The organism is Gryllotalpicola reticulitermitis, assembly GCF_042651345.1.
GTDB classification, from domain to species: domain Bacteria; phylum Actinomycetota; class Actinomycetes; order Actinomycetales; family Microbacteriaceae; genus Gryllotalpicola; species Gryllotalpicola reticulitermitis.
The window spans coordinates 79,008-92,827 of sequence record NZ_JBHSCN010000005.1; the positions used below are offsets into that span (position 1 = coordinate 79,008).

The 13,820-nt window shown below is 67.8% G+C and carries 10 protein-coding genes; all 10 read left to right on the plus strand.

All coding sequences use genetic code 11. The features are described from left to right. Window positions 1-61: 61 nt before the first annotated feature. The 10 genes from ACFOYW_RS07545 (at window position 62) to ACFOYW_RS07590 (ending at window position 13,802) form a co-directional block, all read left to right on the plus strand. Window positions 62-1,375, plus strand: coding sequence for an ABC transporter substrate-binding protein (locus ACFOYW_RS07545; protein WP_390229576.1), 1,314 nt, complete (start codon window positions 62-64; stop codon window positions 1,373-1,375). A gap of 11 nt (window positions 1,376-1,386) precedes the next feature. Continuing rightward, window positions 1,387-2,409 carry a carbohydrate ABC transporter permease gene (locus ACFOYW_RS07550; protein ID WP_390228235.1) on the plus strand — a complete coding sequence of 341 codons (1,023 nt, stop codon included), beginning with the start codon at window positions 1,387-1,389 and terminating at the stop codon, window positions 2,407-2,409. Then, window positions 2,409-3,302, plus strand: coding sequence for a carbohydrate ABC transporter permease (locus ACFOYW_RS07555; protein WP_390228236.1), 894 nt, complete (start codon window positions 2,409-2,411; stop codon window positions 3,300-3,302). Before ACFOYW_RS07550 ends, ACFOYW_RS07555 begins: the two co-directional genes overlap by 1 nt. A 3-nt stretch (window positions 3,303-3,305) precedes the next feature. Beyond that, the gene (locus tag ACFOYW_RS07560) at window positions 3,306-5,759 is read left to right on the plus strand and encodes a beta-xylosidase/alpha-l-arabinosidase (protein WP_390228237.1); all 2,454 of its coding nucleotides are present in this window, start codon (window positions 3,306-3,308) and stop codon (window positions 5,757-5,759) included. 424 nt (window positions 5,760-6,183) lie between these two features. Then, complete coding sequence (locus ACFOYW_RS07565; RefSeq protein WP_390228238.1) at window positions 6,184-7,518, plus strand: ABC transporter substrate-binding protein; 1,335 nt, start codon at window positions 6,184-6,186, stop codon at window positions 7,516-7,518. 89 nt (window positions 7,519-7,607) lie between these two features. Continuing rightward, a complete protein-coding gene (locus tag ACFOYW_RS07570) occupies window positions 7,608-8,570 on the plus strand; it encodes a carbohydrate ABC transporter permease (protein ID WP_390228239.1) in 963 nt (320 codons plus the stop codon). Beyond that, on the plus strand, window positions 8,567-9,469 hold the full coding sequence (locus ACFOYW_RS07575) for a carbohydrate ABC transporter permease (protein ID WP_390228240.1): 903 nt from the start codon (window positions 8,567-8,569) through the stop codon (window positions 9,467-9,469). The genes ACFOYW_RS07570 and ACFOYW_RS07575 overlap by 4 nt, the downstream gene beginning before the upstream one ends. A gap of 4 nt (window positions 9,470-9,473) precedes the next feature. Further along, the gene (locus ACFOYW_RS07580; protein WP_390228241.1) at window positions 9,474-11,543 is read left to right on the plus strand and encodes a GMC family oxidoreductase N-terminal domain-containing protein; all 2,070 of its coding nucleotides are present in this window, start codon (window positions 9,474-9,476) and stop codon (window positions 11,541-11,543) included. After that, window positions 11,540-12,541: a LacI family DNA-binding transcriptional regulator gene (locus tag ACFOYW_RS07585; RefSeq protein ID WP_390228242.1), complete on the plus strand. Its 1,002-nt coding sequence runs from the start codon at window positions 11,540-11,542 to the stop codon at window positions 12,539-12,541. The genes ACFOYW_RS07580 and ACFOYW_RS07585 overlap by 4 nt, the downstream gene beginning before the upstream one ends. A gap of 97 nt (window positions 12,542-12,638) precedes the next feature. Next, window positions 12,639-13,802, plus strand: coding sequence for a Gfo/Idh/MocA family protein (locus ACFOYW_RS07590; protein ID WP_390229578.1), 1,164 nt, complete (start codon window positions 12,639-12,641; stop codon window positions 13,800-13,802). Window positions 13,803-13,820: the final 18 nt, after the last annotated feature.

Here is a 13,820-nt window from a genome sequence, read left to right on the forward strand (position 1 = left end):
CAACATATCCGCGTACTGACACACAGCGTCAACGAAGACAAATCAAGGAGTTTCCACGATGATGAGGAAAGCACGCACCGCGGCGATCGCCGCGGTCGGCCTGGGCATCGCCCTGGTCGCCACGGGCTGCGCCGGCGGAAGCGGCGGTAGCAACAGTGGTTCGTCCTCCAACGGCAAGGTCACCCTGACCGTTTGGGAGAACTCGACGACGGGTCCCGGTCAGCAGTTCTTCGAGAACGCCGCCGCGGCCTACCACAAGGCGAACCCGAACGTCACGGTCAAGATCCAGGCGATCCAGAACGAGGACCTCGACGGCAAGCTGCAGACCGCGCTGAACTCGAACTCCGCGCCCGACATCTTCCTGCAGCGCGGCGGCGGCAAGATGCAGGCCATGGTCGACGCCGGCCAGATCCAGGCGCTCAACCTCTCGTCGACCGCCACGGCCAACGCCGGCGCTGCGGCGCTTGCAGGCGAGTCGATCGACGGCAAGGTCTACGCCGTTCCCGTCGACTTCCAGCCCGAGGGCATCTACTACAGCAAGGACCTGTTCAAGCAGGCCGGCATCACCACGACGCCGACGACCATCGCCGAGCTCGAGGCCGACGTCGCCAAGCTCAAGGCCATCAACGTCGCCCCGATCGCGGTCGGCGCGAAGGACGCATGGCCTGCCGCGCACTGGTACTACAACTTCGCGCTTCGCGAGTGCAGCCAGGACACGATGAACGCGACTGCGAAGTCGGTCACCAAGGGCTCCGACAAGGCGTTCAACGACCCCTGCTGGACCAAGGCGGGCAACGACCTGTCGTCGTTCCTCAAGAGCACGCCGTTCCAGTCGGGCTTCCTCACCACCGCCTCGCAGCAGGGCGCCGGCTCGTCCGCGGGCCTGCTCGCCAACCACAAGGCGGCCATGGAGCTGCAGGGTGCCTGGGACCCGGGTGTGATCGCTTCGCTCACCCCTGACCAGAAGCCGCTGCCCGACCTCGGCTGGTTCCCGTTCCCGTCGGTCAACGGCGGCAAGGGCGACCCCACCGCGATGATGGGTGGCATCGACGGCTACTCGGTCTCGAAGAACGCGCCGAAGCAGGCGACCGACTTCGTCGAGTTCCTCCTCACCGCGCCCCAGCAGGAGGCGTACGCCACCGCGTTCGACTCGATCCCCGTGAACAAGGACGCGCAGTCCGTCGTCACCGCGTCCTACAACGTGTCGGCGCTGCAGGCCTTCAACAAGGCCGCCTACACGATCCAGTTCCTCGACACCGAGTACGGCCAGAACGCGGGTAACGCGCTCAACACCGCCGTCGTCAACATGCTGGCCGGCAAGGGCGACGCGAAGGCCATCGTCCAGGCTGCCAACAGCGCATCTGCGAAGGGCTGAGTCAGCCAACAATGAGTGACACCCTGGGCACTGAAACGGCCATCGGCCGTCGGCCGCAGGGCACCTCAGGGGTCGGGGGCGCGGCGAAGACCGCGTCCCCGGCCTCGCCGCGGGCGACCAAGCGCCGCCGCGGCAGGGGGCGCATGCGACTCGAGATCGCGGTCCTTTCCGGGCCGGCGATCATCGTCTTCCTCGGCTTTGTGATCTTCCCGGTCGTTCTCGCGGCCTACTACGGCTTCTACAAGTGGCAGGGCTACGGGGCTCCGACCGACTGGGTCGGCCTGAACAACTACAAGCTGATCCTCACGGACCCGGCCTTCCAGGCCGTGCTCTGGCACAACCTTCTGATCGTCGTGCTCTCCCTGGTGATCCAGGGTCCGGTCGCCATCATCCTGGCTCTGCTGCTCAATCAGAAGATCAAGGGCCGCGGCATCATCCGCGTGCTGATCTTCGTGCCCTACGTCATCTCCGAGGTGATCGTCGGCACCGGCTGGAGCCTGATGCTCGAGAGCAACGGCGCCGTCAACGACCTGCTTCAGCACGTCGGGCTCGGCTTCCTGCAGGCCAACTGGCTCTCCGACCCGAAGCTCGCGATCTGGACCCTGATGGGCATCATCTCGTGGAAGTACATCGGCTTCGCGGTGATCCTGATGCTCGCCGGTCTGCAGTCGATCCCCGAGGAGCTGTTCGAGGCCGCACAGATCGACGGCGCGAGCTACTGGCAGATCCAGCGCCGCATCACGCTGCCGCTGCTCGGCCCGACCATCCGCATCTGGGCGTTCCTGTCGATCATCGGCTCGCTCCAGCTGTTCGACCTCGTCTACATCATCTGGGGCCAGTACATCTCCGGCACGGCGGGCACCTCGACGATGGCGATCTACATGGTCGCCCAGGGTCGTGACGCCGGCAACTACGGCTACGGCAGTGCCGTCGCCGTCGTCATGTTCTTGATCTCGCTGATCGTCGCGCTGATCTACCAGCGCTTCGTTCTGCGCCGTGACCTTCAGGGGTCTGTCACCGATGGGGGACGGTAATGGCCATCACGACATCCGCTGCGCCGGTGAAGCCGGCCAGGCCGGCCCGCCGGCGTTCCTCCAACGCGGAGGCGCCGCAGAAGTGGGGCAACCCCGGCACGTACTTCATCGCGCTGCTGTTCATCGCGGTGTGCCTCGCGCCCGTCGTGTACATCGTGCTCGGCGGCTTCCGCACCAACTCGCAGATCACCACGAGCCCGGCCGCGCTGCCGCACCCGTGGGTCGTGAGCAACTACATCCAGGTCCTGACCTCGACCACCTTCTGGGGCGAGTTCGCGAACTCCGTGATCGTCGCCATCGTGACGACCGTCGGCACTGTGGTGCTGGGCGTGATGGTGAGCTTCGTGCTCGCGCGCTACAACTTCAAGTTCAAGGGCGCGATGTACTCGCTGTTCGCCGCGGGCCTCATGTTCCCGCTGGTGATCGCGATCACGCCCCTGTACATCGTCATCAAGGACCTCGGCCTCGTCGACAACCTCATGGGCGTCGCGATCCCGCAGATCGCGTTCTCCCTGCCGACGACCGTCATCATCCTCGTGCCGTTCCTGCGGGCGATCCCGATGGAGATCGAAGAGGCGGCGTCGATCGACGGCGCGAGCCGACTCGGGTTCTTCTTCCGCATGGTGATCCCGCTGTCACTGCCCGGCGTCGTGACGGTCGCGATCCTCGCATTCATCGGTGCGTGGAACAACTACGTCCTGCCGCTGTACATCCTCAACTCGCAGGCGAACTTCACCCTGCCGCTCGGCGTTCAGGCGTTCTCGTCGCAGTACTCTTCTGATACCGCGAAGGTCCTCGCCTTCACGTCGCTGTCGATGCTTCCGGCACTGATCTTCTTCTCGATCTTCCAGAAACGGATCGTCGGCGGTCTCACCGGCGCAGTGAAGGGCTGAGCGATGGCAACCGAGAACGGCGGCACGCCCGCCGCGATGCCGCACGTCTCCGAACGGGTCGCCGCGCTGCACGCGCAGATGACCCTGGAAGAGAAGCTCGCCCAGCTGGTCGGCTACTGGCTCGATCAGAACGGCGTCGTGGCGCCCATGCAGTCCGAGATGTCCGCGGGGCAGAAGGGCGGCGAAGAGCTCTCCGACATCACGAAGAACGGCCTGGGGCAGTACACCCGTGTGTACGGCACCCGTCCGGTCGAGCCCGCCGAGCGAGCCGCGTGGCTGTGGAACGAGCAGCGTCGCCTCAAGCGCGAGACGCGCCTCGGCATCCCCGCGCTCGTGCACGAGGAGTGCCTGACGGGTCTTGCCGCGTGGAAGGCCGCGAGCTTCCCGACGCCTCTCGCGTGGGGCGCGTCCTTCGACCCTGAGCTCGTCGAGAGCGTCGGACGCGTCATCGGTGAGTCGATGAGGCAGCTCGGTGTGCACCAGGGCCTCGCCCCCGTGCTCGACGTGATCCACGACCCGCGCTGGGGTCGCGTCGACGAGTGCATCGGCGAGGACCCGTATCTCGTCGGCACCGTGGGCTCGGCGTACGTGCGCGGGCTGCAGTCGGCAGGCATCCACGCCACGCTCAAGCACTTCGTCGGCTACTCGCGCTCGCGTGCCGGCCGCAACCACGCGCCGGCCTACGCCGGTCCGCGTGAGATCGCGGACACGTACCTGCCGCCGTTCGAGATGGCGATCGCCGATGGCGGCGCCAAGTCGGTGATGAACGCATACGTCGACGTCGACGGCATTCCGATGGCGGCGCACACCCAGTACCTGACGGATGTCTTGCGCGACCGTCTCGGTTTCGACGGCGTCGTGGTGGCCGACTACTTCGCGATCGCGTTCCTCGAGGTCATGCACGCGGTCGCGGCCGATCGCGGCGAGGCGGCGGCGCTCGCCCTCGAGGCGGGCATCGACGTCGAGCTGCCGACCGGCGATGCGTACCTCGAGCCGTTGGCCGCACGCATCCGCGCCGGCGAGTTCGACGAGTCGTACGTCGACCGCTCCGTGCTGCGCGTGCTGCGACAGAAGGAACAGCTCGGGCTGCTCGACCCCGACGTCTATGAGGACGAGCCGCCGACCGACATCGATCTCGACTCACCCGAGCATCAGCGTCTTGCGCGCAAGCTCGCGGCCGAGTCGATCGTGCTGCTCCGCAACGACGGCGTGCTGCCCCTGAACAGCGGACTCTCTTCGAACGGCAGCCAGCCGGTCGACGCGAACACGGCGCCCGCGAAGGTCGCTGTGATCGGGCCGAACGCGCATCGCGCAGAGGCGCTGCAGGGCTGCTACTCGTTCGCGAACCACGTGCTCGCGCATCATCCGGGCTACGCCATCGGGTTCGAGATCCCGACGGTGCTCGAGGGGCTGCCGCAGGCGTTCGAGGGTGCCGGTCTGCCGGTTCCCGAGCTCGTCTTCGCGCCGGGTGCGAGTGTCGAGGGCGATGACACGAGCGGCTTCGCCGAGGCGACGGATACCGCGGCCGCCGCCGACCTGGCGATCGTGGTCGTCGGCGACCAGGCGGGCCTCTTCGGCCGCGGCACGGTCGGTGAGGGCAACGACGCAGAGTCCCTCGAGCTGCCGGGTGTGCAGCGTGAGCTCGTCGAGGCTGTGGTCCGGACCGGAACGCCGACCGTGCTGGTGCTCCTGACCGGTCGGCCGTATGCGGTGGGCTGGGCGCTCGACGGCGGCCCTGCGGCTGTTCTGCAGGCGTTCTTCCCCGGCGAGGGCGGCGGTCTGGCGATCGCCGACGTGATCACCGGCGCGACCAATCCTTCAGGCCGGCTGCCCGTGTCGATGCCCCGCTCGACGGGTGCGCAGCCCTACACGTATCTGCACCCGATCCTCGGGGGGTCCTCCGACGTCACGTCGACCGATGCGACGCCGCTCCGGCCGTTCGGGTTCGGGCTCGGCTACACCTCGTTCGCCTACGACGGTTTCGAGCTCGATGAGTCCGTCGCGGCGGGCGGGAGCTTCACGGCATCCGTCACGGTCACGAACACGGGCGAGCGCGCCGGCGCCGACGTCGTGCAGCTCTACGGCCGTGACGTGCACGGCTCGATCGTGCGGCCGGTCGAGGTGCTCGTCGGCTACGCGCGTGTCGAGCTCGAGCCGGGGGAGTCGCGACGGGTGACCTTCACGGTTCCCACGACGCGCTTCGCGTTCAGCGACCGCTCGCTGACCAGGATCGTCGAGCCGGGCGAGCTCGAGCTCTGGGTGGCCGCCCACGCCGGGATCGCGCCTGTGCGCGACGATGTGAAGGACTCGACGGGCGGCGCCATCACGAACGACAAGAAGGCCGCGAGGCGCGATCTGGGCGGCGCGTCGACGCCACGTCTGGCGGCGACCATCACGGGCGACGTGCACTGCGTCACCCGGTCCGACGCCCGCATGGTGACGGTGGAGATCGCCTAGCACCACGCTCAGTTCGCTCAAGACGTGCCCGGAGGGGGCTTCCACACCTGGAGGCCCCCCTCCGGGCACGTCTCGTTGCCCGACCGGCGGAAAGATTTACATCCTCGACGGCAGCTTTCTCCCGGGTATCGCGAAGCTGGACGATTGATAACGATTCTGAAGCGGTTCAGTACTGAATCGGTTCAGTAGCCGGCGCTGGAAACCAGCTCTGATCAGCTATAAACAATTCCCCCTACCCCCAAAGGTGGGGGGTGTGTTTTGATTACGGCGGGCACGGACTCGCCCGCCGCAAGGATTGACTTCGCGTCTTCGCGCCAGTAGACATACCTCGTCACTCGTGACACCCGAGACTTGCTCGGAAATGTTTTGTTCAACGGAGAGCAAAAGTCCCGCGCCGATCCCAGGCCGGGCGGAAGGACCGCTGATGGCACAGCAGTCGGGCGCCGCATTCACGCGTCGCACGTTTATCGGAATCGCGGGTGGGGTTGCAGCGAGCACCCTTCTCGCAGCATGTACCCGTACGGGTGGCGGCAGTGGAGGCGGCAGCGGTAGCGGCAAGTCCTCCAGTGGCGTGATCAAGTTCTGGAACATGCCGTGGGGTGGAACCACCTTCAACCCGCTCGACAAGAAGATCACGTCGGGCTTCAAGAAGGACGGCTTCACCGCCAGCTACCAGGAGGTGCAGTGGGCGAACTTCACCACGGTGTTCTCTTCGGCGGTGGCGTCGAACACGGGCCCCGCGGTCAGCTCGGGTGGTGGCACGCAGGCGTTCCTCTACGCGAATGAGGGCAAGATCGCCTATGCCGACAACCTGCTGAAGACGTGGGCGAGCAACGGCATCAAGGACGACTTCCTGCCGGGTCTGCTCGACACCATGAAGACCGACAAGGGTTACGCGGCGGTGCCGTACAACCTCGACGTTCGCGTCTCGTGGTACAGCAAGTCGCTCATGCAGAAGGCCGGCGCCGAGCCGCCCACCTCGTGGGACGAGTACAAGGCCGTGTGCGCCAAGCTCAAGTCGATCGGCGTCTACGGATTCGGCATCGGCTCCGGTGCGGGCAACTTCACCGGCAGCCACATCCTCACGGCGTTCATGATCAACAACGGTGGTGGCCTGTTCAACGCGAGCAAGGAGCCGGACTGCGTCACCGACCCGAACGTCGAGGCGATGGACTACGTCCTCGAGCTCGTGAAGAGCGGCTACTCCGACCCGGCGGCGGCCACCTACACGAGCGCGAACGTGCAGTCGCAGTGGAAGGCGAAGAAGTTCGGCTTCGGCTGGGACACCGCCGGCCTCTCGTCCAACGTCGGCGGCGCGGCCGTCACCGACCTCGTCGTCGGCGACCCGCTCACGAGCCCGAGCGGCAAGAAGGGCGGGATCTACTTCCCGAACAACATCATGATGTACACGAACACCCCGAGCCAGTCGGCGTCGGAGAACTTCACCACGTACTACTACCAGAACATGAAGCAGCTGTGGACCCAGAACACGGGTATCGGCCTGCCGCCGCTTCAGTCGATCGCGGCGACGAGCCAGTTCAAGTCCGACGCGAACAACGTGAAGATCCTCAACGAGTGGAACCCGATCTTCAAGACGTGGGCCGCCCCGGGCGGCACGGGCCTGTTCTACAACATCGCGAACACCGTTGACGGCACGCAGCCGATGAACACCTTCGCTCAGTCGATCCTCGGCGGCAAGACCGACGCCAAGACGGCACTGCAGACGCTGCAGAACTCGATCGAAGGCCTCATGAAGTAAACGAAGAAACGGTGGGCCCGCGCCACGCGTCGGGCCCACCGTCGCTTCGTTTTCGCCATCGGACGCTCACAAAGGAGTAGCTGAAGAATATGTCGACCGAGTCCGTAGCCCGGGGCCTGAGAAGGGCGCGCGGCGGCGTCGGAGTTGGCGGTCCAGGCCGCCCGCCCGGCACCCGCAAGCGAGGCAAGGCGATCTCGCATACCGGGACCTTCCTGCTGTTCGCACTGCCGTCGGTGCTGTTGCTGATCCTGCTGAATGCCTACCCCGTCATCTACGCCGGCTGGCAGTCCCTGCGCAATGGCGACCTGATCAACGCGGGCGAGTTCATCGCCTTCAAGAACTACGTCGCCGTCGTGCAGGAGCCCGCCTTCTGGCACGCGGCGATCTTCACCGTCGCGTTCACGATCGTGGGCGTGTTCGGCAGCTGGGCGATCGGCCTCGGCCTCGCCCTCCTGCTGCGCACCCGCATTCCGGCGAACGGGGTGTTCAAGGTCCTGCTGCTTCTGCCCTGGGTCGTCCCGACGGTCGTCTCGGCCACGTCGTGGAACTGGCTCGTGGCCACCCCCCAGTCGCCGCTGCCCCAGCTGGCTCACTTCCTCGGCTTCGGCGACGTGCTGTTCCTCGCGAACCCCACGCTGGCGCAGATCACGGTCTGCGTGTTCAAGGTGTGGATCAGCTTCCCGTTCATGATGATGATGATGAGCTCGGCGCTCGCGTCGGTCGACACCAACGTCTATGAGGCCTCGAAGGTCGACGGCGCCGGCACCTGGCAGACGTTCACGAACATCACGCTGCCGATGATCTCGCGCACGACCTACGTGAGCTGGATCCTCATGACGATCTTCTGCGTGAACGACTTCCCGACGATCTGGCTGCTGACCCAGGGCGGTCCGGTCAACTCGACCCAATCCCTCGTCGTGATGGCGTACCAGACGGTGTTCCAGAACAACCAGGTCGGTCCTGGTGTCGCGATCGCCTTCATCATGACCGTCGTCCTCGTGATCGTCTCGGTGCTGCTGTACCGCCAGATCCGAAAGGTGAACATCGAATGACCACCGAAACGAACGACCTCTCCTCGCCTGCCGTCCTCGGCAGCAAGCTGCAGGTCGGCGTCAACACCCGGCGGCGCCATTCGCTGGGCGAGCAGGGCGAGCGCGGCAAGTGGTGGCGCTTCCTTGCGATCCTTGTCATCACGGCTGTCGTGATCGTCCCGATCGTCGCCGTTTTCATCCTGTCGCTGACGCCGTCCCTCGGGTCCAAGGCCACCGGCCTGACCTTTGAGAACTACGGCAACGTCTTCAGCCAGACCTCGGTCGGGTACTGGCTCGAGAACAGCCTCGGGGTCGCGGTCACGACGGTCGTCATCGCCGTGATCGTCGCGGCACCGGCCGGCTACGTGCTCTCCCGCGGCCGCAGCAGGTGGATCTCGAGCTACGCGTTGATCCTGTTCGTCGTGCAGTCGCTGCCGGTCGTGACGGCGGTCATCCCGCTGTTCTTCCTGTTCGCGAAGCTCAACCTCGTCGACAACCTGGCCGGCGTCACGATCATCTACATCGGCTCGACCATGTCGGTGGCGATTTGGATGATGGCCGCGTACTTCGACTCGATCCCGATCACCCTCGAAGAGGCGGCCTGGATCGACGGGGCGAGCGTGTTCGGCAGCTTCACCCGCGTGGTGCTGCGCAACTCGCTCCCCGGCGTGCTGTCGACGGCGATCTTCTCGTTCCTGCTCGCCTGGAACGACTACCTCGTGGCCGTGGTCTTCCTGCGCAGCGACGTGAACTACACGCTGCCGGTCGGCCTCAACACCTTCTTCCAGCAGAATGCGACGGACTGGGGCGATGTCATGTCCGTGGCCGTCGTCATGATGCTGCCGCCAGTGATCATCTTCGCGGTCCTCAACCGGTACTTCAGCGTCGGCGGCATCGGCGGATCGCTCGCAGGGCGTTGACGCCGTGACGGGGGACGAGGACGCGGATGTCTTCGCGACCCACGCCGCGCTGCGCGCCGCCGTGGATCGCATCATTCCGGCGGATGCCTGGCCGGCGGGCTGGGCCGGAGGAGTCGCAGAATATCTGAAGGTCGCGGGCCGGGAGCCGCTCAGGAACGCTCCCGGCCTCGCGGCCCTGGCCGCCCGGCTCGACGAGCTCGGTGGTGAGACCCGGGCCGGCGCCTCGTTCGCCGAGCTCGACGGCGCCGAGCAGGACGCGATCCTCGCCGGCGTCGAGGCCGGCCCGGGAACCGAGGAGTTCACCGACCTGCGGCGCATCGCGTACGAGGGCTATTACGCCGCAGACGCGCGCAGGCCCGACCCGGTCGGACTCGGCATGATCGGCTTCCGGCACGTGCCGGAGGGCACCGAGATCGTCGAGCCCCAGTTGCCCGACGGCCTGCCGTCGACTGCCGTCGCAGACCACTACGACGCGGTCGTGATCGGGAGCGGCCCTGGTGGCGGCGTGGCCGCCCAGGTGCTCGCGCAGGCGGGCCATTCGGTTCTGCTCGTCGAGCGCATGCCCGCGGTGCCGAACTCGCGGCTGCGCAATGACCACCTGCACGACAAGCGCAACGCGGTCTACGGCGTGCGCGTCGGGCCGGGGATCGGGCATCCGCGCGTGCACGCCTCCGACGCCGGTGACGAGGTCATCGACGGCACCGGGGACGCGAATCGCTACGGCCTCAATGCCGACGCGTTCGGCGGCGGCTCGCGCATCTGGCAGGGCATGGCCTGGCGCTTCATGCCTGAGGACTTCCACATGCGCGAGCTCTACGGCAACCCGGAAGGCGCGAGCCTCGTCGACTGGCCGATCAGCTACGACGAGCTGGAGCCGTTCTACACCCGGGCCGAGTGGGAGCTCGGGGTCGCCGGGGAAGAGGGCGCGCTCACGCGTCGGATGCCCCGCACCAAGGGCTACCCGATGCCGGCGTTCGGCACCGAGCCCGCCCGAGAGCTGCTCGCCTCCGCCGCCGATCGGCTGGGCTGGGGCTGGGGTCCGATCCCGCTCGCGCTCAACAGCGTGCCGCACGAGGGCCGTCCCGCGTGCGTGCGCTGTGCGCAGTGCGTGGGCCACGCCTGTCCGGTGAACGCCAAGAACGGGTCGTTCAACACCTTCATCCCGCGCGCCATTGCGACCGGGAACTGCCGGGTGCTCTACGACGCGGAGGCGATCGAGATCGAGGATGCTCCGGGCGGAGCGTCCGTCGTGATCATGGCCGACGCGACCACCGCGGAGCCGCGCCGCATCACCGTGCGCGCCGACATCGTCGTGGTGTCCGCGGGCGCCGTCGAGACGCCGCGCCTGCTGCTCGCGAGCGGTCTCGGCAACGACGAGGTCGGCCGGCACATTCACGACCACCGCACCGCCACGGTGCTCGGGGCGGTCGACGAGAAGGTCAAGAACTTCGTCGGCCCGGGCCACTCGATCGCGACTCTCGACCACGTGCACGCGGCGACCGTGCCGTGGGGCGGCGGCGTGCTCGTCGATCTGATGAGCCTCTTGCCTCTGACGAGTGCGTTGCAGCCCGCACCCGGCGTTCCGGCGTGGGGCGAGAAGCACAAGGAGTGGATGCGCGAGGGCCGCGCCTACTCGTTCGGCGTGTTCGCGATGGGGCAGGAGATCCCGCTGCCCACTTCGCGTGTCACGCTCGCGACGGGTGTGCTCGACCGCTGGGGCAAGCCCGGCGCGCGGCTGCGCAAGGACGTGCACCGTGCTTCGCAGGAGGTCGAGGCCGGGATGGCCCGCGAGGGCGCGGCATGGCTCGAGGCGGCTGGAGCGCGCGAGGTCCGGCGGCTGCTCAACACGACGACCGCTTCGGCGGCCGGTGAGCACAGCTGCGGCACCGCGCGCATGAGCGACGACCCGGCGACGGGTGCGACCGACCGCTTCGGGCGGCTCTGGGGTGCGCATCGCGTCGTGGTCTGCGACTCCTCACTGCACCCGACGAACGGCAGCGTGAACCCCACCCTCACGAACGTCGCGAACGCGTTCCGCGTTGCGACGCGCCTCGTCGAGGACTGGCCCCGATGACCAAGTCGGCCTCGACGCTCAACCACATCGCCGCCGACGCCGACGTTTCGCCATCGACCGTATCGAAGGTACTGAACGGGCGCTCGGGCGTTGCGCCGGAGACGCGCGAGCGGGTCGAGCGGGCGCTGCGCAGCCACGGCTACAGCCCGCCGGGCGAGCGGCGCCTGCAGCCCTTCGTCGAGCTCGTGTTCGAGCGGGTCGAGTCGGCGTTCGCGACGGAGATCATCCGTGGAGTGCAGCGCGCGGCCGCCTCCCGCGGCATGAGCGTGGTGCTCACCGAATCCGGCGACCGGCACACGCCGGGGCCGGAGTGGCTCGACGGCGTCGTGCAGCGGAGGCCGTCGGGCGTGGTGCTCGTCTTCAGCAATCTGCCCGCCGATTCGAAGAAAGGGCTGGCGCTGCGCGGCATCCCGTTCGTCGTGCTGGACCCGGCCGGCGACCCGGCGCCCGACGTGCCGAGCGTCGGCAGCGCCAACTGGTCCGGCGGTGTGCTCGCCGCGCGGCACCTGCTCGAGCTCGGCCACCGCGACATCGCCGTGATCGGCGGCCGGCACGACATGATGTGCTCCCGTGCACGGGTGGCCGGGTTCCGCAGCGAGCTCGAGGGCGCGGCCGTCCCCCTCGACGGGGCGCTCGTGTGGGGCGACTTCCACCGCGAGGACGGAGTCCGGCTGGGCCTCGAACTGCTGCGGCGCGAGGGGCGCCCGACGGCGATCTTCGCCGGCAACGACCTGATGGCGCTCGGCGTGCTCGAGGCCGCGCGCATGCTCGGGCTTTCGGTGCCGCACGACGTCTCTGTCGTGGGGTACGACGACCTCGAGGTCGCGCGCTGGTCGGGACCGCCTCTCACCACGGTGCGGCAGCCGCTCGCCGAGATGGGGGAGCAGGCCGCGTTGCTCGCGCTCGACGCGCGCGCCGATCGGCCGCTGCGGGCTGCGCGAGTGGACCTCGCGACGAGCCTGGTCGTGCGCGAGAGCACGGCGCCCCCTCGGCGCTGAGTTATCCTGGCGTTCACGAAACTATCGCGCCGAAGTGCGGTAGTTTTGTCACGAGACAAAGGAGTCAGCAGTGTCACCAGCCCCCCTGCGCGCCGCGATGATCGGCACCGGCTTCATGGGCGCAGCCCATAGCCAGGCCTTCCGCGTCGCCCCGCACTTCTTCGACCTGCCACTGCATCCCGAGATGACCGTGATCGTCGGGCGCGACGCGGCGAAGACCCAGGCGGCCGCCGAGAAGCTCGGCTGGGCCGAGGCGTCGACCGACTGGCGCGAGGTGATCGCGCGCGACGACATCGACCTCGTCGACATCTGCTCGCCCGGCGACAGCCACGCCGAGATCGCGATCGCTGCGCTCGCGGCGGGCAAGCATGTGCTCTGCGAGAAGCCGCTGGCCAACACGGTGCCGGAGGCGAGGCAGATGGCGGAAGCCGCACGCGCGGCCGCTGCGCGAGGCATCCGTTCGATGGTGGGGTTCTCCTACCGCCGCGTTCCCGCGCTCAGCTTCGCGCGCGAGCTCGTGCAGGCCGGCCGCATCGGCGAGGTGCGTCAGGCGCGTGCCGCGTACCTCCAGGACTGGCTCGTGGACGAGAACGGGCCGATGACCTGGCGGCTCGACAAGAAGCTCGCGGGCTCGGGCTCGCTCGGCGACATCGGCGCGCACGCAGTCGACGCCGTGCAGTTCATCACGGGGCAGTCGGTCGATCTGGTGTCGGGGTACCTGCGCACCTTCGTGACCGAGCGCCCGCTGCTGGCCGCACCCGTTGAAGGGCAGAGCACGGTGGGGCTGTCGGGCGCCGCCTCGGACGAGCGGGGCGAGGTCACGGTCGACGACGCCGCCTGGTTCACCGGGCAGCTCTCCGGCGGCGCGGTCGCCTCGTTCGAGGCGACGCGTTACGCGACCGGGCGCAAGAACGGCCTCAATATCGAGATCTTCGGCTCGCGCGGCGCCATCGTCTTCGACCTCGAGAAGATGAACGAGCTCGAGTTCTACGACGGCACGGACGCGGCCGGTGAGCAGGGCTTCCGCCGCATCTTCGTGACCGAGCCCGAGCACCCGTACGCCGCGGCGTGGTGGCCGACCGGGCACGGGCTGGGCTACGAGCATCCGTTCTCGCATCAGCTTCGCGACCTGGTCTTCGACATCGCGGAAGGCCGCGACCCGTCGCCGTCGTTCGACGACGGTCTGCAGGTGCAGGAGGTGCTCGACGCCGTCGAGCGATCCGCAGCCGACCGCGGCATCTGGACGACCGTCTCTGAGTAAGTCTCTGAGTAAGAGGAG